This window comes from Geodermatophilus sp. SMS 5-13 (assembly GCF_059428245.1).
Genome location: NZ_CP165729.1, coordinates 571,144 through 591,250 on the forward strand (window position 1 = coordinate 571,144; position 20,107 = coordinate 591,250).

Consider the following 20,107-nt stretch of genomic DNA (forward strand, 5'->3'; position numbering starts at 1 on the left):
GCACGCTCGGGGCGAGCCTCTGGACGGGGCCGTCGAGCATGATCGGCGGCGTGCCCGCGCCCGTCCTGATCAGCGATCCGGCCGATCCGCGGGTGGCCGACTTCCGCGACCTCGTCGCCGGTGACCGGCGGCCGGGGACGCCGCGCGGCACCGGGCCGGTGATCGTCGAGGGAGTGCCGGCCGTGCAACGGCTGCTGGCCTCCCCGTACCGCGTCCGCGCGGTCTTCGGCGTCCCCGGGCGGGTGGCCGCGCTCGACCTGGCGGACGACGTCCCCGCCTACGAGGCCGACAAGTGGGTGCTGTCGGAGGTGATCGGCTTCCGGCTGACCCGCGGCGTGCTCGCGTCGGCCGACCGCCGTCCCCCCGCCGACCTCGGCGCGCTGCTGACCGGGCCGGACCCGGCGGCACCGCGGCGGCTGGCCGTGCTGGAGGCGCTCAACGACGCCGAGAACCTGGGGTCGATCGCGCGCTCGGCGGTCGCGCTCGGCATCGACGGCCTGCTGCTCGACCCGCGCTGCGCCGATCCGCTGTACCGGCGGGCGGTGCGGGTCTCGATGGGACACGTCCTGGCGCTGCCGTTCGCCGTCCTGCCGGACTGGCCCGGCGACCTCGGCCGGCTGCACGAGGCCGGCTACCTGACCGTGGCGCTCACCCCCGCGGCCGACGCCGTCGACCTGGCCGACGTCGACCCCCGCCGCCACCCGAGGACGGCGGTGCTGCTCGGCGCCGAGGGGCCGGGGCTCACCGCGCAGGCGCAGACCGCGGCGCGGGTGCGGGCGCGGATCCCCATGCGGGCCGACGTCGACTCCCTCGGCGTCGCGGCGGCCGCGGCGATCGCGTTCAGCCTGCTGCGCTGAGGTTCTGGCCGGAACGGTTCCGTGCCGCTACCGTGCGCGCATGCCGCTCTGGGGATGGGTCCTGGTCGTCGTCGCCGTCGTGCTGGCCGCGATGTGGCTCTCCGACCGCCGGGCGAAGGCCCGCGGCGCCCGGCTCAACGACCCGGGCGCGATGGCCCGCGGGGTGACCGCGCCGCAGGCCGATCCCGAGGCGCACCGCGGGGCGATGCAGCCGGATCGGTTCACCGGCGGGTTCGGGAGCGCCTGACTAACCGCGCAGCGAGAAGCGGGCGAGCATCGCCCGCGCGTCCTCGGCGTGCGCCGGGTTGCACATGACGTCGTAGCGGCTGGCCACGATCTGGCTGGTGCTGGTGAAGTCCCGCCGTCCGCGGGTGGCGGCGTACCCCATCGCCCCGAACACCGCACCGAAGACCAGGCCGATGGCCAGCCCGGTGAGGACCGACCCGACCCACGCCGACCCGCTGTTGGAGAAGATGCCCAGCAGCAGGCCGACGAACAGGCCCCACCAGGCTCCGCCGGCGGCCCCGGCCGCGACCGCCCGGCCCATCGTGAGCCGGCCGGTCACCTTCTCGATCATCCGCAGGTCGGACCCGATGATGGTCACGTTCTCCACGGGGAACTTCTCGTCGGAGAGGTAGTCGACCGCGGCCTGTGCCTGCTCGTAGCTGTCGTAGGACCCGACCTGGACGCCGCCGAGCGGCATCGACACCGACGCTGACATGCCCTGACCAACTCCGATCCGCTCGGCCACGTTCCCCTGTCACGGGCAGTGTGGCCTGTTCAGACCAGGCTGTCGGCCCAGGCACGGTGCAGATCGGCGAACCGGCCGAGACCGCCGACGAGCTCGGCGGGCGAGCCGTCCTCCACGATCCGGCCCGTCTCCATCACCAGCACCCGGTCGGCGATCTCCACCGTCGAGAGCCGGTGGGCGATGATCAGCGCCGTCCGGTCGGCCAGCAGGGTCTGCAGCGCCCGCTGGACCAGCCGCTCGCTCGGCACGTCGAGGGAGCTGGTCGCCTCGTCGAGGATGAGCAGCGCCGGGTCGGCGAGGAAGGCACGGGCGAAGCTGACCAGCTGCCGCTGGCCGGCCGACAGCCGCCCGCCGCGCTTGCTGACGTCGGTGTCGTAGCCCTCGGGCAGCGCGCCGATGAACGCGTCCGCGCCGATCGCCCGGGCGGCGGCCTCGATCTCCTCCTGCGACGCCTCAGGCCGGCCGAACGCGATGTTGTCCCGGACGGAGCCGGAGAACAGGAAGCTCTCCTGGGTCACCATGACCACCGCGCGGCGCAGGTCGGCGTCGGCCAGCCGGTCGAGCGGGACGCCGTCCAGCCGCACCTGGCCGTCGACCGGGTCGTAGAACCGCGCGGCGAGCCGGGCCAGCGTCGACTTGCCGGCGCCCGTGGCACCGACCAGCGCGACCGTCTGCCCCGCCGGGACGTGCAGGTCCAGCTGCGGCAGCACGGTGCGCTCGGTGTAGCCGAACGTCACGCCGTCGAAGACCAGCTCGCCGCGCGGCTCGGGCAGGGGCACCGGGTCGGCCGGCTCGGGGACGGTCGGCTGCTCATCCAGGACGCCGGAGAGCTTCTCCAGCGCCGCCGTCGCCGACTGGTAGGAGTTGTAGAACATCGCGACGTCCTGCAGCGGGTCGAAGAACCGGCGCAGGTAGAGCAGGAAGCTGACCAGCGTGCCGACGGCGAGGCTGCCGTCGAGCACCCGCAGCGAGCCGTAGCCGAGCACCGCGACGGTCACCAGGTTGCCGATCAGCGTCACCGCCGGCGCGAAGACGGCGATCAGCCAGAACGCCCGGTCGTGCGCCAGCCGGTTCTCCTCGTTGAGCGCCGCGTGCAGCCGGTCGTTGCGCGGCTCGCGGCGGAACGCCTGCACGGCGCGGATCCCGCCGAAGGTCTCGGTGAACTGCACGATCAGCGCGGCGATCGTCGCGCGGGTGCGCCGGTAGGCCGCCGTGGAGTGCCGCTGGAACCAGCGCACCACCCAGTACAGCGGCGCGAAGCCGAGCAGCACGACCAGGCCGAGCGGCGGATCGAGCACGACGAGGACGACGCCGATGGCGACCACGCTGAACAGCGCGGAGAGCAGGTTGTCCAGGCCCTCGTCGAGCAGCTCGGAGAGCGCCTCGACGTCGCTGGTGAGCCGGCTGATCGTCTTGCCCGAGGTGTAGCGCTCGTGGAACGACAGCGGCAGCCGCTGCACGTGCCGGAACACCCGCCGGCGCAGCTCGAGCAGCACCGCCTGGCCCACCCGGCCCGACCAGGTGATGAAGACGTAGCGCAGCACGGTGTCGGCCACGGCCGCCGCGGCCATCGCCCCGGCGATGAGCACCAGCGGCCAGGGATCGCCGTCCACCAGGGCCGGGACGGCGACGTCGATGCCGACGCCGACGAGGAACGGCCCGGCCAGCCAGGCGACGTTCTGCGTGGTGATCGTCGCCAGCAGCCCCCACAGCGACCGCCGGTGCGGCGCGGCCAGCTCACCCAGCAGCCGCCGGGAGCGGGCGCGCAGGAACAGGCCGGCGCCGGCGGAGAGGTTCAAGTCGTCCTCGGCGGCGACGCCGCGCCAGCTCTGGTCGGCGGTCATGGCAGCACCTCCGCCAGCTCGCTCTCCTGGGCCAGCAGGTCGCGGTAGGCGGGCACCTCGGCGAGCAGCTCCGAGTGGCTGCCGACCGCGGTGATCCGGCCGCCCTCGAGCAGGGCAACGCGGTCGGCGAGCAGCACCGTCGAGGGCCGGTGGGCGACCACCAGCGCCGTCGTCCCCGCGAGGACGTCGCGCAGCGCCGCCTCGACCAGCGCCTCGGTGTGCACGTCCAGCGCCGAGAGCGGGTCGTCGAGCACCAGCACCGACGGGCGGCCGAGCACCGCGCGCGCCAGCGCCAGCCGCTGCCGCTGGCCGCCGGACAGCGACAGCCCCTGCTCGCCGATCCGGGTGGACAGGCCCCAGGGCAGGTCGTGGACGAACGCGGCCTGGGCCACGGCCAGCGCCTCGGTGACCTCGTCGTCCGTCGCGTCCGGCCGGCCCAGGGTGAGGTTCTCGCGGACGCTCATCGAGAACAGCGTCGCGTCCTCGAAGGCGGTGGCGACCACGCGGCGCAGCTGGGTGAGCGGCAGGTCGCGGACGTCGACGCCGTCGAGGGTGACCCGCCCCGCGGTCACGTCGAAGAGCCGCGGGACCAGCGCGGTCAGCGTCGTCTTGCCCGAGCCGGTGGCGCCGACGAGGGCGACCGTCTCGCCGGGGGCCACGTCGAGGTCGACGCCGTCGAGCACCGGCGTGCGCGAGCCGGGGTGGGCGAAGCCCACGCCCTCGAAGCGCAGCCGCGCCGGGCGGCCGATCGCGGCCGGCCGCACGCCGGGGCGGTCGGTGACGGTGATCGGCTCGTCGAGCAGCTCACCGACACGGTCGCAGGCGCTGGCCGCCTCCTGCGCCATGGCGAGCAGGAAGCCCAGCGACAGGATCGGCCACAGCAGCACGGTGAACAGGGCGACGAAGCCGACCAGGCCGCCGACGGTCATCGCGCCGCCGCTCACCGCGAGCGCGCCGCCGACCAGGATGATCGCCAGCGTCAGCTGCGGGTGGAACTCGAAGATGCACCAGAGCAGCGCCAGGGTGCGCACCTTGGCCAGCTGATGCTTGCGCATGTGCCGGGCCTTGGCGTCGTAGCGCTCGTAGACCAGCCGGCTGCGGCCGAGCGACTTGACCACGCGGATGCCCTGTACGGCCTCCTCGACGTCGGTGGCCAGCTCGCCCTGCTGGTCCTGCGCCCGGCGGGACTCGGTGTTGTACCGCTTCTCCCAGCGCAGCCCGACGACGGTGAGCGGCACGGTGGTGAGCAGCACGACCAGGCCGAGCGGCCAGTAGCTGACCAACAGCAGGACCAGGACGACGGCGCAGGTGATCAGGTTGACCGCGAGGAAGACGGCGCCGAAGCCGACGAATCGCCGGATCGTGGACATGTCGCTGGTCGCCCGGGAGAGCAGCTGGCCCGACGCCCACCGGTCGTGGAAGGCCACCGGCAGCCGCTGCAGCCGCTCGTAGAGCGCCTGGCGCAGGTCGCGCTCGAGCCGCAGGCTGCTCTTGCCCATCGACCAGCGACGGAGGAAGAACAGTCCGGCCTCGGCCACCCCGAAGACCAGCGCGAGCGCCAGCAGCGGCCACAGCCCCTCCCGGTCACCGCGGGCCAGCGGCCCGTCGACCACGGCCGCGGTGACCAGCGGCACGGTCAGCTGCGCCAGCGTCGCGAGAAGGGCCGAGCCGAAGGTGAGCCAGATCAGCCCGCGGTACGGGCGGGCGAACGGCAGCAGCCGGCGCAGGGCGGAGAGCCTGCCGGGGGAGGGGGCAGCCATGGTGCCCCGAGGCTAGGCGGAGGTACTGACGCTGGCGAACGAGTTTCGAAAATGCGCGCGGAGGGACTTTCGGTGCGGAAAGTCCCTCAGCGGTGGCGGCGGACGCCGAAGACGATGTCCTCCCACGCCGGGATGCGGGCGCGGGGGTCCTCGGAGTCCTCGCCGGAGCGGCCCAGCACCACGGTGTCGTGCTCGGCGAGCTCGGGGTCCTCGTCGAACGGGTCGCCCGCGGGGGAGCCGTCGGCCGGGACGACGTCGCGCACGTGCTCGTCGTCGTCCTCGTCCCGCGCCGCCGGGGCGGGCGGCGAGGCAGGCGCGGGGGCGGGGGCGGGCGGCTCCTCGTCGCGCACGACGGTGACCGGCCGGCCGGCGGGCGCGGCGCCCAGCGGTCCGGCGGGCACGTCGGGGACGACGCGCACCAGGCGGGTGCCCTCGGCGAAGTCCATCGTCGCGGCGTCGAGCGGGGTGACCGTGCGGGCCGGGATGTCGTAGGTCCACAGGGTGGTGCCGGACTTGCCGCCGGCCTTCCACGCGGCGGTGACCAGCCAGGAGCCGTCGTCGGTGCGGTGGGCGTCCCAGCGGACGCCGTCGAGGTCGCCGCCGATCAGCCGCAGCCGGCCGCTCATGAACTTCTCCAGGGACGTGGTCGTCGTCCCCTCGGACAGGCGCACCCGGGAGTCGCGGGCCTGCTCGGCGACCCGCGCCCGCTCCTGCAGCACCGGGTGGGCGAAGCGCATGATCCGCTCGACCCGCGTGCCGGAGGCCTCGGCCACCTGCTCGGGGGTCTCGCCGGCGCGGATGCGGGCCTGGATGACCCGCGGCGGCAGCGTGTTGCCGAGGTCCTCGATCGCGCCGAGGCGGGCGTCGCCACGGGCGGCCGCGCGGACCCGCTCGTCGATCGGCAGCTCGAACCGCTCGACCTCGTCGGAGCCGTCGACGCCCTCGGCGGTCAGGATCAGGCTCCTGCCGTCGTCCGAGAGCGCCACGAGGCGCAGCGTGCGCAAGGCGACCTCCTGCTGGGACGGCGGACGGCCCCGGAGAGAGACCTGGGGTCCGAGGCTATCCGCGCCGCGCGACCCGGTCCGGCAGGCACGCCCGGCGTGGCGCGTGTCCGCTCCGGATGTCACGTGTCGGAAACGGGCGGTGGGGACGCTGGGACGGCAGCGGCGACGGCGGGCGCCGGGTGAGCCGGGTCACGCCTCCGGCGTGGAATCCTGCCGCTCTCCCCGTCGCTCTGCGGGCGGATGCGAGAACTCCGAGCCGAGGAACTGCGATGGCCAGCCCCCTGACCGACCCCCGGACGAGCCCCGTCAGAGGCCCCGCCGAGGGCCTCTCCACCGAGGTGCGCCTCGCGGTCACCGAGATCGCCCGGGCCGCCGGCGCGTGGTGCCCGGCGCTCTCGCCCGACGGCGACCGGATCGCCTACGTGAGCGACCGCTCCGGGCTGCCGCGCCTGGAGACGGCGCTGCTCGGGCAGGAGACGGCGCCGGCCGTCCTCTCCGGCCCGGACGAGGAGGTCGTCTCCGTCGCCTGGTCGCCCGACGGGGCCTGGCTGGCCTACCTGGTCAGCCCCGGCGGCTCCATCTGCGCCGAGCTGCACGTGGTGCGCCCCGACGGCACCGACCACCGGGTGGTCGCCGGCGCCGACCCGTTCGCCACCGTCTTCGCCGGCGGCTGGACCCGCCCCGGGCACTACGTCTGCTCCCTCGCGCCCGGGGACGGCCCGGACGCCGACATCGTCCTGGTCGACGCCGAGAGCGGCGCGCACCGGACGCTGGCCTGCGGCGGCTTCCTCGCCGTCACCTCGGTCTCGGCCGACGAGCGCTGGGTGCTCGCCCGCCGGGGGCCGCGCGGCTTCCGGCACGTCGTGCTCATCGACGTCGCCACCGGCGAGCAGCGGCGGGTGCTGCCGCTGGACGCGCCGGGCGGCATCGCCTCCGAGGACGGCCGGTTCGGCCCCGACGGCCGGTCGGTCTTCGTCCGGGCGTCGCTGCCGGGCGAGCCGGGAACGGACCGCGCCGGGCTGGTCGCCGTCCCGCTGTCCGAGGACGGCGTGCCGGGCGAGGGTCGGGTGCTGCTGTACCGCCCGGACGCCGACCTCGACGGCTACGCCGTGCGCGCCGACGGCACCGTGCTCGCCGTCTGGACCGCCGACGGGGCGACCCAGCTGCGCATCCACACCCTGGCCGACGGCGCGGTCGTGCGCGAGGTGGCGCTGCCCGAGCCGGTCATGCCGGGCTGGTCGCTGGCCGCCGACGGCAGCGCGCTGGTCGCGGAGCTGACCGGCCCCTGCGCGCCGCGGGCCCTGTGGGTGGTGCCCCTGGACGGCGGCGTGCCCCGGCCGCTGCCCTCCTCGCCGCCCCGGCCCAACCCCGACCTGCTGGTCGAGCCGGTGCTGCACCGCTACCGGGCGGCCGACGGCCTGGAGCTCTCCGGCTGGCTGTACGTCCCGAAGGGCGTCCGCGGGCCCAACCGCACGGTGGTCAGCTTCCACGGCGGCCCCGAGGGTCAGGAGCGCCCGGCCTGGTCCCCGGTCGCGCAGTCGCTGGTCGCGGCCGGGTTCACCGTCTTCGCGCCGAACGTGCGCGGCTCCGGCGGCTCCGGCCGCGCATTCATGGCCGCCGACGACGGCCCCGCCCGGGAGGCGTCCTTCGACGACGTGCCGGCGACCGTCGACGCCCTGATCACCGCCGGCATCGCGGCGCCGGGCCGGGTCGGCGCGCACGGCTGGTCCTACGGCGGGTACCTCACGCTGGTGGCGCTGACCCGCTGGCCGGACCTGTTCGCCGCCGGCGCGACGCTGGCCGGGATGAGCGACCTGCGCAGCTTCTTCGCCGGCACCGAGCGGTGGATGGCCGCGGCCTCGGTCACCGAGTACGGCGACCCCGTCGCCGACCGCGACATGCTGGCCGCGATCTCGCCGATGACCCACCTGGACCGGCTCATCTCGCCGGTGCTGCTCTGCCACGGCGACCGGGACACCAACGTGCCGGTCGCCGAATCGGTGCAGGCCCACCAGGCGCTGCAGGCCCGCGGCGGCCCCAGCGAGCTGCTGCTCCTGCCGGGTGAAGGTCACACCATCGTGGGACGTGACCACCTCGTGGAGCTGAGCGATCGGGTCGCGGCCTGGTTCGATCGACACTTGTGAGTTCTGTCTTCGAGGACGACACCGTCCTCGGGTCGGTGCTGGACCGGCTGGGGACGGCGGGGCTGACCGCCGCGGCCGCCGCCCTGGCCGCCGAGCGGGAGCGCCGCGGCGTGGTCGTCGCCGGCTGGGCCGACGGCCGCCAGTCGGTCCGGCCGGTGCCCATCGACCCGGTGCCGCGGCTGGTCGACGCCGCGGCCTGGGCGGAGCTGGCCGCGGGCGTGGCGCAGCGGCACCGGGCACTCCTCGCCTTCCTCGCCGACGCCTACCGGCCAGCCGGCCGCCGCCGCGGCGACGCCGACCGCGACCCCGAGGTGGTGCGCGCCGGCGTCCTCCCGGCGTGGGCGGTCGCGCACAGCCCCGGCCGCGATCCCGGGGCGGTCGGGCTGGCCTGGCCCGGCCAGCCGCGGGCGACCGTCGCCGCCGCCGACGTGGTGCGCACCGCGACCGGCTGGACGGTGCTCGCCGACGACCTCCGGGCGCCCGCCGGCCTCGGCTACGCGCTGGCCGCCCGCGCCGGCGCCCGCGCGGCGGTCCCCGAGCTGTTCGCCGGCGGGGTGCGCGTCGCCGATCCGCGGGACGCCGTCCCGGTGCTGCGGGCGGCGCTGGCCGACGCGGCGCCGCCGGCCTGCCCGGGCGCCCCGCGCACCGCCGTCCTCACGGTGGGGGAGACCGATCCCGCCTGGTTCGAGCACCGGCTGCTCGCCGAGGCGCTCGGCGTCCCGCTGGTCCGCGCCGCCGACCTCTGGCCGCGGACCGACGGCGGCATCGAGGCGGTCGTCGACGACCGGCGGCTGCCGATCGACGTCCTGTACCGGCGCTTCGCCGACGCCGAGCTGCCCGCCCACCGGACGCCGGCCGGCACGCAGCTCGCGCCCCTGCTCGCCGAGGGGGTGCGCAGCGGCACGCTCGGGCTGGCCAACGTGCCCGGCAACGCGCTCGCCGACGACCCGGCCACGTACGCCGTCGTGCCGCGGCTGATCCGCTTCTACCTGGGCGAGGAGCCGCTGGTGGGCTCCGTGCGCACCTGGGTGCTGGCCGACCCCGCGCAGTGGGCGGAGGTCCGCGACCGCCTGCACGAGCTGGTGCTGACACCGGTCGGCGCCTACGGCGGGGGCGGCGCGGTCGCCGGTCCGCAGTGCTCGGCGGCGGAGCTGGCCCAGCTGCAGGCCGAGGTCGCCGCGGCGCCGCACCGGTTCGTCGCCGCGGAGCCGGTCGAGCTCTCCACCGCGCCGACGCTGGTCGACGGCGTCGTGTCGCCGCGGCCGGTGGACCTGCGGGTGTTCTCGGTGACCGGGCGCGCGGGCACCGCCGTCCTGCCGGCGCCGCTCACCCGCGTGGCGCCGTCCCCCACGACGCAGCCCACGGGCCAGGCGCTCAAGGACACCTGGCTGCTCCTGTAGCGGAGTGGATCCGTGGGCGTCACGCCCACGGATCCACTCGGCTCACAGGCGCTCGGCGACGTGGTCGATGCAGGCGGTCAGCGCGCTGACGTCGTCGGGGTCGACGGCCGGGAACATGCCCACCCGCAGCTGGTTGCGGCCGAGCTTGCGGTACGGCTCCACGTCGACGACGCCGTTGGCGCGCAGGGTCTTGGCGATCGCGGCGGCGTCCACGCCCTGGGCGAAGTCGACCGTGCCGACGACGTAGGAGCGCTGCGCCGGGTCGGCGACGAACGGCGTCGCGTACTCCGACTTCTCCGCCCACTGGTAGAGCCGGCTCGACGACTCCCGGGTCCGCTCCACCGCGCCCGAGAGCCCGCCGAGGCCGAGCAGCCACTGGATCTGGTCTACCAGCAGGAACAGCGTGCCCACGGCGGGGGTGTTGTACGTCTGGTCCTTGCTCGAGTTGTCGACCGCGATCGACAGGTCCAGGAAGCCGGGGATCCAGCGGCCCGACGCCTTGATCTCGGCCACCCGCGCCAGCGCGGCCGGCGACATGAGCGCGAGCCACAGCCCGCCGTCACCGCCGAAGTTCTTCTGCGGCGCGAAGTAGTAGACGTCGGTCTGCCCGACGTCGACCGGCAGGCCGCCGGCGGCGCTGGTCGCGTCGATCAGCACCAGCGCGTCGTCGTCGGCGTCGGCCGGGCGGACGACGGGGGCCATGACGCCGGTCGAGGTCTCGTTGTGCGCCCAGCCGAAGACGTCGATGCCGGCCTCGGCCTTGGGCAGCGCCAGCGTGCCGGGCTCGGCCTTGGCGATCACCGGGTCGGTGAGGAACGGCGCCTCGGCGGCACCGGAGGCGAACTTCGCCGAGAACTCGCCGAAGGTGCCGAAGGCGCTGCGGTCGCGGATCAGGCCGAAGATCGCGGCGTCCCAGAACGCCGTCGTCCCGCCGTTGCCCAGCACCACCTCGTAGCCCTCGGGCAGGTCGAACAGCGTGGTGAGCCCCTCGCGGACCTGCCGCACGAGGCCCTTCACCGGCGCCTGCCGGTGCGAGGTCCCCATGAACGCGGCGCCGTCGGCCGCCAGGGCCCGCAGGGCCTCGGGGCGGACCTTGGACGGACCGCAGCCGAACCGTCCGTCGGCGGGCAGGAGCTCGGCGGGGATCTGGATGGTCATGCGGGCGGTGCCTCTCTCCGGGGTGGTCGGGCCGAATGACGACGGCCCGGGTCGCGGCGAGCGCGGACCCGGGCCGTCGAGACGTCAGTGCACGGTTCAGGCGGGTGCTGCGGCGGTGATCGACTTCACGGTGATCGAGTCGAAGCCGTCGACCTCCTCGGGCTTGCGCGGGCCGGGGCCCATGTAGCGGGCCGACGGGCGCACGAGGCGGCCGGTCTTCTTCTGCTCCAGGATGTGCGCGCACCAGCCGGCGGTGCGGGCGCAGGTGAACATCGACGTGAACATGTGGCTGGGCACCTCGGCGAAGTCGAGGACGATCGCCGCCCAGAACTCCACGTTGGTCTCGATCGGCCGGTCGGGACGGCGCTCGCGCAGCTCCGTGAGCGCGGCCTGCTCCAGCGCGAGGGCGGCGTCGAAGCGCGGCGCGCCGAGCTCCTGCGCGGCCTTGCGCAGGACGCGGGCGCGCGGGTCCTCGGCGCGGTAGACGCGGTGGCCGAAGCCCATCAGCCGTTCCTTGCGGTCCAGCAGGTCCTTGACGTACTTCTCGGCGTCGCCGACCTGCTCCACGCCGTCGAGCATGTGCAGCACGCGGGAGGGGGCGCCGCCGTGCAGCGGGCCGGACATGGCGCCGATCGCGCCGGAGAGCGCGGCGGCGACGTCGGCGCCGGTGGAGGAGATGACGCGGGCGGTGAACGTCGAGGCGTTCATGCCGTGCTCGGCCGCGGAGGTCCAGTAGGCGTCGACGGCGGCGACGTGGCGGGGGTCGGGCTCGCCCCGCCAGCGGGTCATGAACCGCTCGACGATCGTGTTGCACTCGTCGATGCGCCGCTGCGGCACGGCCGGGACGCCGATCCCGCGGGCGGACTGGGCGACATAGGACAGCGCCATGACGGCGGCCCGCGCGAGCTCCTCGCGGGCCTCCTCGGCGCTGATGTCCAGCAGCGGCTTGTAGCCCCAGATCGGCGTCAGCATCGCCAGCGCGGCCTGCACGTCGACGCGGACGTCACCGGTGTGCACCGGGATCGGGAACGGCTCGGCCGGCGGCAGGCCGGGGCCGAACTTGCCGTCGACGAGCAGGGCCCATACGTTGCCGAACGTGATCTTGCCGACGAGATCCTCGATGTCGACGCCGCGGTAGCGGAGCGCGCCGCCGTCCTTGTCGGGTTCGGCGATCTCGGTCTCGAAGGCGATGACGCCTTCGAGACCGGGTACGAAGTCGTCGGCCATCTCGCATGCTCCTCTGCGCGCGGGACATGTGCGCGACGAAGTGCGCGCACGACTGGGTGGAATCTAGGCCGTGGAACGGCGCTGATTCCATCCGGGCCCGCTGTGTGAGGGTGCTCACCGCCCGTGACGTGCGCGCGGCGCGGCGCGGCGCCGGATGCGGTGCCAGCATGGCGACGTGCCCGATCTCTCCCGCATGCGCACCGACTACGGCTCGCCCGGCGCCGACGGCCTGCGCGAGGAGGGGCTGGCCGCGACCTGGGTCGAGCAGTTCGACCGCTGGTTCGCCGACGCCGTTGCCGCCGAGCTGCCCGAGCCCAACGCCATGGTCGTCGCGACCGCCGATGCCGACGGCGCCCCCGACGCCCGCATCGTGCTGATGAAGGGCTACGACGAGTACGGGTTCGTCTTCGTCACCAGCTACGCCTCGGCCAAGGGTGCGCAGCTGGCGGTCAACCCGCGGGCCGCGCTGGTCTTCCCCTGGCACGCGCTGCACCGGCAGGTGCGGGTGACCGGCCGGGTGGAGCGGGTCGGCGACGCGGCCTCCGACGACCTGTGGAACCCCCGCCCGCGCGGCGCGCAGCTGGCCGCGGTCGCCTCCGTTCAGTCCACCGTCGTCGACTCGCGGGAGGAGCTCGCCGACCGGGTGCGGCTGCTCGACGAGGAGACCACCGGCGGCCCGGTGCCGCGGCCGCCGATCTGGGGCGGGTACCGCCTGGTGCCCGAGCGGGTCGAGTTCTGGCAGGGCGGTGCGGACCGGCTGCACGACCGGCTGCGCTTCGTCCGCGACGACGCCGAGGGCGGCGGCTGGATCGTCCAGCGGCTCGCCCCGTGAACAAGGACCCCGCTGCCCCCCACACCTCGCACGCTCGGCGCGGGCACCTGCAGCAGGGCCACGAGCCGGCCCGCCGGCCGCGCGCCTGGGCGATCGACACGGCGCCGCTGCGCAACCGGCACTACCGGCGGCTGTTCTGGGGGACGGCGGCGACGATGCTCGGCCAGCAGATGACGCTGGTCGCCGTCCCGTACCAGGTCTACCAGGTGACCGGCTCGTCGCTGCTGGTCGGCGTGACCTCGATCGTGGCGCTCGTGCCGCTGATCGTCTTCGGCCTGCTCGGGGGCGCGATCGCCGACGCCATGGACCGCCGCCGGCTGATGCTGATCACCTCGGTCGGCGCCGCGGTGACCAGTGCGCTACTGGCGGTGCAGGCGGCGCTGCCCGGCGACGGGAACCTCGTCGTCCTGTGGCTGCTGACCGCGGCGGTCAGCGGCTTTGCCGCGGTGAACCAGCCGACCCGCGGGGCGGTGATCCCCGCGCTGGTCGGGCCGCAGGGCGTGGCCGCTGCGAACGCGCTGGCCATGACCGTGCGGCAGGTCGGGGTCATCGTCGGTCCGCTGCTGGCCGGCCTGCTCATCGGCGCCGGCAGCCTGTTCGTCACCTACACCGTCGACGCCGTGGGCTTCCTGGTCGCGCTGCTGCTGCTCCGCGGCCTGCCGCCGCTGCCGCCCGGCGGCGACGCGGGGCCGCTGCGGATCGGGGCGGCGGTGCGCGGCGTCTGGGAGGGCTTCGCCTTCCTGCGCACCCAGCCGGTGCTGCTCATGACCTTCGTCGTCGACATCTGCGCGATGTTCTTCGCCTGGCCGCAGGCGGTCTTCCCCGAGCTGGCCGCCACCCGCTTCGCGGACTCGGCGAACAGCCTCGGGTGGCTGTTCGCCGGCATCTCGATCGGCGCCCTGCTCAGCGGACTCACCTCGGGCTGGGTGGCCCGGGTCGACCGCCAGGGGGCCGTGGTGCTCGTCGCGATCGTCGTGTGGGGTTTCGCGATCATCGGCTTCGGCTTCGCCCCGGCGCTGTGGCTGGCGGTGGCCTGCCTCGCCGTCGCCGGCGGCGCCGACATGGTCAGCGCCGTCCTGCGGACGTCGATGCTGCAGCTGGCCGCGCCCGAGAACATGCGCGGCCGGATGCAGGGCGTCTTCATCGTCGTCGTGGCCGGCGGCCCGCGGCTCGGCGACCTGCGGGCCGGCGCGCTGGCCAGCGCCACGTCGGTCACCGTCGCGATGGTGTCCGGCGGGATCGCCGTCGTCCTGGCGATGCTGGTGGTGGCTCTGGTCGTCCCGTCGTTCCGCTACTTCCGCGCCTCCCGCTCGGCGCAGTAGGCGGCCTCATCCACGATCACCTCGGGTTCCGCGGTGCCTCACGGTCCCGGAGGCAGCACTGGACCCGAGTTGATCATGATGCGGTATCCACCGGGTGTGGCGATGTGCGCCGAGGGCGCATTCCGCTCGCCACGGGCTCAGGGCGCGGCGGGCTCCGCCACCAGCAGCTGCACCTCGATGTTGCCGGAGGTCGCCCGCGAGTAGGGGCAGATCTGGTGGGTCCGCTCCATCACGGCGCGCGCCTGCTCGGCGTCCAGCCCGCGGGCGGTGAGCTCGAGCTCGACGGCCAGGTTGAACTCGAGCGGCGGCGCCTTGAGGAAGTGCACCCGCGCGGTGACGTGCGAGCCCTCCATCGCGCCGGGCGGCAGGCCGAGCTCCTTCGCCGCGTACCGCATCGCGCTGTGGAAGCAGGCGGCGTAGCCCGCGGCGAACAGCTGCTCGGGGTTGGTCCCCGGGCCGTCGTCCCCGCCCATGTCGGCCGGCCGGGACAGCTGCAGGTCCAGCCGCTCGTCGGAGGTCACCACCGCCCCCGTGCGCGCGCCGTAGGCGGTCGCCTCTGCCGTGTAGAGCCGGTCCATGCTCGTCCTTTCTCGAATCTCAGGCCAGTGCGCCGGCGACCACGGTGAGGTCGGCGACCAGGGCGTCGTAGGCGGCGCCGCGGGAATCGTCCGGCGTCCGCAGCACCGCCGACGGGTGCGTGGTCGCGAGCATCCACGCCTGGTGCGGAGCGTCCTCGTCGTCGTCCTCCGCCGCCGACCCGGGTGGCGTCCAGGGCAGCAGCTGCCCGCGGTCCCTGGTGATCCGGAAGGACGGCGAGATCAGCGCCTTGGCCGCCGTCGCGCCGAGGCAGACGACGACCTCGGGCTTGAGCACCTCGAACTCGGCCTCCAGCCACGGCCGGCAGGCGCGCAGGTGCTCCGGGCCGGGCGTCTGGTGGATCCGGCGCTTGGGCGTCGGCGTGAAACGGAAGTGCTTCACCGCGTTGGTGATGTAGACGTCGCGCCGCTCGATGCCGGCCTCGGCCAGCGCCTTGTCCAGCAGCCGGCCGGCCGGGCCGACGAACGGCTCGCCCTTGCGGTCCTCCTGGTCACCGGGCTGCTCGCCCACGAACACCACCCGCGCGGTCTCCGGCCCCTCCCCGAAGACGGTCTGCGTCGCCGGCTCCCACAGCTCGCACGCCTGGCAGCCGGCCGCCGCCTGGCGCAGCCCGTCCAGCCCGACACCCGACGGCGGCTGCGCCACACCGTTGCGCTCGCTCATGGCCTGATGAGACCGCAGCCGACCGCAGCGCGCTACGGGGCCAGCCGGGCGTTGGTCAGCGACGGCAGGGTCAGGACGGCGACCACGGCGAGCACGGCCGCCGTCGCGGCGAACACCGCCGGCAGCCCGAACGCCGCGGCCACCAGGCCGCCGAGCGCGGCCCCGATCGGCGTGACCCCCCAGGTCGCGAATCGGTAGGCGCTGTAGACCCGCCCGCGCAGGTGGTCGGGCACCGCCTCGCCGCGGTACGACGCCGAGACGACGTTGAACGCGAACGCGGCGAACCCGATCAGGCCGAGCAGCACGACCGCGACCCACGGTGTCGTGGTCAGGGCGAGCGCCAGGTAGGCCACGACGCTGAGGACGACGGTCCCCGCGATCACCCCGCCGGTGCCCAGACGGCGGCGCAGCCCCGGCGCGGCGGCCGACCCGGCCAGCCCGCCGACCGCCAGCCCGGAGAGCAGCAGCCCGAAGAAGGACGGCCCGACGTGCAGCACCTCCAGGACGTACAGCACCAGGACGGCGATCGTCGCGTTCTCCGCGAGGTTCCACAGCGTCAGCAGCACGACCAGCGCGCGCAGCTGCCGGTGCCGCCACAGCCAGCGCAGGCCGACGGCGATCTGCCGGGTGATCCCGGCCCGGTCCTCGGCCGCCTCCACGGTCGCGCGGATCCGCGCGCGGACGCCGACGACCAGCGCGGCCGACCCGAGGAAGGAGACGGCGTCCAGGCCGAACGGCAGCGCCGGGGCCACCCCGAACGCCCAGCTGCCCAGCGGCGGGCCGATCAGGAAGCCGGTGAGCACGGTGCCGGCGTAGAAGCGGCTGTTGGCCCGGTCGAGCAGCGGTGCCGGCACGAGCGAGGGCAGCGCGGCCTGCGAGGCGCTGTCGAACAGCGTGGAGACGGTGGCGGTGCCGAACGTGACCGCGCACAACACCCAGAGATTCGCCCGGCCCGTGACGACGGTGACCGCCAGGACGGCGAACTGCGCCGCCGACGCCAGGTCGCACAGCCACATCGCCCGCTTTCGGTCCCACCGGTCGGCCAGGGCGCCGGTGTGCAGTGCGAACAGCAGCCACGGCAGCCCCGCGCAGACGCCGACGAGGGCGACCGCCCGGGGGTCCCGGGTCAGGCTCGCGGCGAGCAGCGCGGCCGCCGTGCCGGAGGCGCCGCTGCCCAGGTGCGAGACGACGGCGGCGACGCACACCCGCCAGAAGTCGGCAGGCAGCCGCGTCCCGACGTCCCGCACACCGGCACGGTATCGCCTCGAAATTCTGCCGACACGCGAGTTTCCGATCTGGAAAGTGACGCGGCGACCAGCTACGGTCACGTGCCGGAACAGCGGAGACGGAGGAGCGCGGGTGCTCGAGTTCGACGGGTTGTACAAGAGCTACGGCGACAACGCCGTGCTCCAGGGCGTCGGCTTCACGGTGCCGCCGGGCTCGATGTTCGGCTTCTGCGGGGCCAACGGCGCCGGCAAGACGACGACGATGCGCATCGCGATGGGCTTGGCGCGGGCCGACGCCGGTGAGGTCCGCTGGCGCGGGCGCCCGCTCGACGAGGCGGCCCGGCGGCGGATCGGCTACATGCCGGAGGAGCGCGGGCTCTATCCGAAGATGCGGGTCGGCGAGCAGGTCACCTACTTCGCCCGGCTGCACGGGCTGGACGCCGCCGCGGCCACCCGCGCCAGCGAGGAGTGGGTGGGCCGGCTCGGGCTGGGGGAGCGCCGCGGCGACCGCGTGGAGAAGCTGTCGCTGGGCAACCAGCAGCGGGTCCAGCTCGCCGCCGCGCTGGTCAGCCGGCCCGAGGTGCTCATCCTCGACGAGCCGTTCTCCGGCCTCGACCCGGTCGGCGTCGACTCCCTCGCCGAGGCGCTGCTCGAGCAGTGCCGCGCCGGGGTCCCGGTGCTCTTCTCCAGCCACCAGCTCGACCTGGTCGAGCGGCTGTGCGACTCGGTCGGCATCCTCGCCCGCGGCCACATGGTGGCCTCCGGCACGGTGGAGGAGCTGCGCCGGCGGGAGGCCGGGCGGGTGCTGCGCGTCGTCGTCCCCGATGCCGACCGGGGCTGGGCCGAGGGGCTGCCCGGCGTGCGGGTGGTCTCGCAGCAGGGCGGCGACACCCTGCTCGAGCTCGACCCGGGCACCGACGACCAGGAGGTGCTCGCCGCGGCGCTGAAGACCGGCCGGGTCAGCCACTTCGCCTGGCGCGAACCCAGCCTGGTCGAGCTGTTCCGCGAGGCGGTCGCCGAGCCGGTGCAGACGCAGACGCAGGGGGTGGCCGCATGAGCGAGCCGAAGCAGCTGGGCAGCGCCACGCTGGTCCGCCTGGTGGCCGGCCGCGAGATCTCCACGCGGCTCCGCGACAAGAACTTCCTGATCAGCACCGCCGTGCTGCTGGTCCTGATCATCGGCGCGATGGTCTTCCAGGTCATCGTGAACAGCGGCGGGTCGAACAGCACGATCGGCGTCGTCGGCAGCAGCCGGAACGTCGAGCAGGTGCTGGTGGCGCAGGGGCAGGTCCTCGGCACCGACGTCGAGGTGCGCGAGCTGGCATCGGAGGCCGCGGCGCGCAGGGCCGTGGACGACGGCGACGTCGACGCGGCGGTGATCGACCCCGAGGGCTCGGACCCGCGGCTGATCGTGGAGAAGGAGGGCGGCACCGAGGAGCAGCTCGTGCAGGGCGCCGTCGCCGCGCTGTCCACGGCCGACCAGCTGCAGCGGGCGAACGTGGCCCTGGAGCCGCCGCCGCGGGTCGCCGTCGTCCCGCTCGAGTCCGACACCGAGGACCGCACGCAGGCGACCGTCGTCGCGGTCGTCGGGGTCAGCTTCCTGTACTTCCTGCTGATCCTGTTCGGCCAGTTCGTGGCGCAGGGCGTGGTCGAGGAGAAGTCCAGCCGGGTCGTCGAGCTGCTGCTGGCGACCATGAAGCCCTGGCAGCTCCTGGCCGGCAAGATCCTCGGCCTCGGCATCCTGGGGCTGGTCCAGATCGTGGTGCTCGCGGTCGTCGGGGTCGCCGGCGCGATCGCCTTCGACGTGGTCGACGTCCCGGGTCAGGTGATCGGCACGGTCGTCTCCGTGGTGGCCTGGTTCATCCTCGGCTACGCGCTCTACGCCTCGATCTTCGCCGTCGCGGCCTCGCTGGTCAGCCGGCAGGAGGACCTCGGCAGCGTGCTGACCCCGACGACGATCCTGCTGGTCGTCGGCTTCATCATCGCGATCCAGGCGGCCGGCAACCCGACCAGCACGCTGGCCACGGTCACCTCGTTCATCCCGGGTCTGTCGCCGATGGTCATGCCGGTGCGCATGGCCGCGGGGGAGGCCGCGTGGTGGGAGGTCGTGGTGGCCGTCGTCCTCATGCTCGTGGCGATCGGGCTGATCGTGCGGCTCGGCGGCCGGGTGTACGCCGGGGCGCTGCTGCGCACGGGCGGCAAGATCAAGATGCGGGAGGCGCTGCAGGCCGAGCGCGCCTGACCCGGTTGTGCGCCGCCGGCCCGGGGTAGCCGGGCGGCATGGCGATGCAGCTGGGCTACACGATGATGACCGAGCAGGCGGGGCCGGCCGACCTCGTGCGCCACGTGGTGGGCGCCGAGGAGGCCGGCTTCGACTTCGCGGTCAGCAGCGACCACTTCTTCCCGTGGCTGGACGAGATGGGCCACTCGCCGAACGCGTGGGTGACCCTCGGCGCCGCCGCGCAGGCCACCAACCGCATCCCGCTGATGACCTACGTGACCTGCCCGACGTTCCGCTACCACCCGGCGGTCGTCGCCCAGCAGGCCGCGACGCTGCAGCTGCTCTCCGGCGGCCGGTTCACCCTGGGCCTCGGCTCGGGCGAGAACCTCAACGAGCACATCGTCGGGGGCGGCTGGCCCGGCGCCGACGTCCGGCAGGAGGCGTTCGTCGAGGCGGTCCGGGTGATCCGCGAGCTGTTCGACGGCGGCTACGTCAACTTCCGGGGCGAGCACTTCGACGTCGAGTCGGCCAAGCTCTGGGACCTCCCGGAGCAGCGGGTGCCGATCGGGATCGCGATCAGCGGGCAGCAGTCGGCGGAGGTCGCCGGCGAGCTGGCCGACGTCATGATCGCCGTCGAGCCGAAGGGCGAGCTGGGGGAGATGTTCGACGCGGCCGGCGGCGCCGGGAAGCCGCGGGTCGGGCAGCTGCCCGTCTGCTACGACGCGGACAAGGACGCCGCGGTCAAGCGGGCGCACGCGCTGTTCCGCTGGTTCGGCCTCGGCTGGAAGGTCAACGCCGAGCTGCCCGGGCCGCCGGCCTTCGACTCGGCGTCGTCCTTCGTGAGGGAAGAGGACGTCGCCGAGAGCATCCCGTGCGGGGACGACGTCGACGCCGTGATCGAGGCGGCGAAGGAGTACGCGGACGCCGGATTCACCCAGCTGGCCCTGGTCCAGATCGGCGGCGACCAGCAGGCGCCGTTCCTCGAGTGGAGCCGCTCGACGCTGATGCCGGCCTGGCGGGAGGCCTTCGGCAGCTGACGCCGTGCCCGCTCCATCGGGTGAGGTCGACGGCTGAGCCGTCCCGCCGGGCGGCTCGCCCGGTG

General features: G+C 74.7%; 18 protein-coding genes. 9 read left to right on the plus strand and 9 right to left on the minus strand.

Annotated features, from left to right (window positions below):
* The first annotated feature begins 50 nt into the window (after positions 1–50).
* The gene (locus AB3388_RS02770; RefSeq protein ID WP_495409225.1) at positions 51–857 is read left to right on the plus strand and encodes a TrmH family RNA methyltransferase; all 807 of its coding nucleotides are present in this window, start codon (positions 51–53) and stop codon (positions 855–857) included.
* Between the two features lie 40 nt (positions 858–897).
* Positions 898–1,104, plus strand: a complete 207-nt coding sequence (locus tag AB3388_RS02775) for a hypothetical protein (protein WP_495409226.1) — start codon at positions 898–900, stop codon at positions 1,102–1,104.
* On the opposite strand, the gene AB3388_RS02780 is transcribed toward AB3388_RS02775, so the two are convergent.
* The 4 genes from AB3388_RS02780 to sepH form a co-directional block, all read right to left on the minus strand.
* Positions 1,105–1,578, minus strand: coding sequence for a YflT domain-containing protein (locus AB3388_RS02780; RefSeq protein ID WP_495409227.1), 474 nt, complete (start codon positions 1,576–1,578; stop codon positions 1,105–1,107).
* A 59-nt stretch (positions 1,579–1,637) separates the two neighbouring features.
* Complete coding sequence (locus AB3388_RS02785; protein WP_495409228.1) at positions 1,638–3,452, minus strand: ABC transporter ATP-binding protein; 1,815 nt, start codon at positions 3,450–3,452, stop codon at positions 1,638–1,640.
* Positions 3,449–5,212 (minus strand): ABC transporter ATP-binding protein, encoded by a 1,764-nt coding sequence (locus AB3388_RS02790; protein ID WP_495409229.1) that lies wholly within the window; start codon positions 5,210–5,212, stop codon positions 3,449–3,451. The genes AB3388_RS02785 and AB3388_RS02790 overlap by 4 nt, the downstream gene beginning before the upstream one ends.
* A gap of 86 nt (positions 5,213–5,298) precedes the next feature.
* Positions 5,299–6,216 carry a septation protein SepH gene (gene sepH, locus AB3388_RS02795; protein WP_495409230.1) on the minus strand — a complete coding sequence of 306 codons (918 nt, stop codon included), beginning with the start codon at positions 6,214–6,216 and terminating at the stop codon, positions 5,299–5,301.
* A gap of 269 nt (positions 6,217–6,485) precedes the next feature.
* Between sepH and AB3388_RS02800 the strand changes: the two genes are divergently transcribed.
* On the plus strand, positions 6,486–8,360 hold the full coding sequence (locus tag AB3388_RS02800; protein ID WP_495409231.1) for a S9 family peptidase: 1,875 nt from the start codon (positions 6,486–6,488) through the stop codon (positions 8,358–8,360).
* The gene (locus tag AB3388_RS02805; protein WP_495409232.1) at positions 8,357–9,760 is read left to right on the plus strand and encodes a circularly permuted type 2 ATP-grasp protein; all 1,404 of its coding nucleotides are present in this window, start codon (positions 8,357–8,359) and stop codon (positions 9,758–9,760) included. The genes AB3388_RS02800 and AB3388_RS02805 overlap by 4 nt, the downstream gene beginning before the upstream one ends.
* A 42-nt stretch (positions 9,761–9,802) precedes the next feature.
* Here the strand turns inward: AB3388_RS02805 and serC are convergent, their stop codons facing one another.
* Both serC and AB3388_RS02815 read right to left on the minus strand, forming a co-directional pair.
* The gene (serC, locus tag AB3388_RS02810) at positions 9,803–10,918 is read right to left on the minus strand and encodes a phosphoserine transaminase (protein ID WP_495409233.1); all 1,116 of its coding nucleotides are present in this window, start codon (positions 10,916–10,918) and stop codon (positions 9,803–9,805) included.
* Between the two features lie 96 nt (positions 10,919–11,014).
* The gene (locus AB3388_RS02815; RefSeq protein WP_495409234.1) at positions 11,015–12,145 is read right to left on the minus strand and encodes a citrate synthase 2; all 1,131 of its coding nucleotides are present in this window, start codon (positions 12,143–12,145) and stop codon (positions 11,015–11,017) included.
* A 175-nt stretch (positions 12,146–12,320) separates the two neighbouring features.
* On the opposite strand from AB3388_RS02815, the gene pdxH reads away from it, so the two are divergent.
* Both pdxH and AB3388_RS02825 read left to right on the plus strand, forming a co-directional pair.
* Positions 12,321–12,977: a pyridoxamine 5'-phosphate oxidase gene (gene pdxH, locus AB3388_RS02820; RefSeq protein ID WP_495409235.1), complete on the plus strand. Its 657-nt coding sequence runs from the start codon at positions 12,321–12,323 to the stop codon at positions 12,975–12,977.
* Positions 12,974–14,299, plus strand: a complete 1,326-nt coding sequence (locus AB3388_RS02825; protein WP_495409236.1) for an MFS transporter — start codon at positions 12,974–12,976, stop codon at positions 14,297–14,299. The genes pdxH and AB3388_RS02825 overlap by 4 nt, the downstream gene beginning before the upstream one ends.
* Positions 14,300–14,436: 137 nt before the next feature.
* Here AB3388_RS02825 and AB3388_RS02830 read toward each other — a convergent pair whose 3' ends face one another.
* From AB3388_RS02830 to AB3388_RS02840, 3 genes are read right to left on the minus strand one after another with little or no spacing between them, the layout of a single operon-like run.
* Entirely contained in the window at positions 14,437–14,877 is a 441-nt protein-coding gene (locus tag AB3388_RS02830; RefSeq protein ID WP_495409237.1) for an organic hydroperoxide resistance protein, read from the minus strand.
* 19 nt (positions 14,878–14,896) lie between these two features.
* A complete protein-coding gene (locus tag AB3388_RS02835) occupies positions 14,897–15,559 on the minus strand; it encodes a UdgX family uracil-DNA binding protein (protein WP_495409238.1) in 663 nt (220 codons plus the stop codon).
* A gap of 32 nt (positions 15,560–15,591) precedes the next feature.
* Positions 15,592–16,806 carry an MFS transporter gene (locus AB3388_RS02840; protein WP_495409239.1) on the minus strand — a complete coding sequence of 405 codons (1,215 nt, stop codon included), beginning with the start codon at positions 16,804–16,806 and terminating at the stop codon, positions 15,592–15,594.
* 112 nt (positions 16,807–16,918) lie between these two features.
* Between AB3388_RS02840 and AB3388_RS02845 the strand changes: the two genes are divergently transcribed.
* From AB3388_RS02845 to AB3388_RS02855, 3 genes are read left to right on the plus strand one after another with little or no spacing between them, the layout of a single operon-like run.
* A complete protein-coding gene (locus AB3388_RS02845; RefSeq protein WP_495409240.1) occupies positions 16,919–17,842 on the plus strand; it encodes an ABC transporter ATP-binding protein in 924 nt (307 codons plus the stop codon).
* The gene (locus tag AB3388_RS02850; protein ID WP_495409241.1) at positions 17,839–19,026 is read left to right on the plus strand and encodes an ABC transporter permease; all 1,188 of its coding nucleotides are present in this window, start codon (positions 17,839–17,841) and stop codon (positions 19,024–19,026) included. Before AB3388_RS02845 ends, AB3388_RS02850 begins: the two co-directional genes overlap by 4 nt.
* A 38-nt stretch (positions 19,027–19,064) precedes the next feature.
* Positions 19,065–20,042 (plus strand): LLM class F420-dependent oxidoreductase, encoded by a 978-nt coding sequence (locus tag AB3388_RS02855; RefSeq protein WP_495409242.1) that lies wholly within the window; start codon positions 19,065–19,067, stop codon positions 20,040–20,042.
* The last annotated feature ends 65 nt before the right edge of the window (positions 20,043–20,107 follow it).

Coding starts and splice junctions, on each gene's coding strand:
- AB3388_RS02815 (WP_495409234.1), bottom strand. CDS start 12,145: ATGGCCGACGACTTCGTACCCGGTCTCGAAGGCGTCATCGCCTTCGAG.
- AB3388_RS02785 (WP_495409228.1), bottom strand. CDS start 3,452: ATGACCGCCGACCAGAGCTGGCGCGGCGTCGCCGCCGAGGACGACTTG.
- AB3388_RS02800 (WP_495409231.1), top strand. CDS start 6,486: ATGGCCAGCCCCCTGACCGACCCCCGGACGAGCCCCGTCAGAGGCCCC.
- AB3388_RS02850 (WP_495409241.1), top strand. CDS start 17,839: ATGAGCGAGCCGAAGCAGCTGGGCAGCGCCACGCTGGTCCGCCTGGTG.
- AB3388_RS02835 (WP_495409238.1), bottom strand. CDS start 15,559: ATGAGCGAGCGCAACGGTGTGGCGCAGCCGCCGTCGGGTGTCGGGCTG.
- AB3388_RS02780 (WP_495409227.1), bottom strand. CDS start 1,578: ATGTCAGCGTCGGTGTCGATGCCGCTCGGCGGCGTCCAGGTCGGGTCC.
- AB3388_RS02855 (WP_495409242.1), top strand. CDS start 19,065: ATGGCGATGCAGCTGGGCTACACGATGATGACCGAGCAGGCGGGGCCG.
- AB3388_RS02830 (WP_495409237.1), bottom strand. CDS start 14,877: ATGGACCGGCTCTACACGGCAGAGGCGACCGCCTACGGCGCGCGCACG.
- serC (WP_495409233.1), bottom strand. CDS start 10,918: ATGACCATCCAGATCCCCGCCGAGCTCCTGCCCGCCGACGGACGGTTC.
- AB3388_RS02775 (WP_495409226.1), top strand. CDS start 898: ATGCCGCTCTGGGGATGGGTCCTGGTCGTCGTCGCCGTCGTGCTGGCC.
- AB3388_RS02790 (WP_495409229.1), bottom strand. CDS start 5,212: ATGGCTGCCCCCTCCCCCGGCAGGCTCTCCGCCCTGCGCCGGCTGCTG.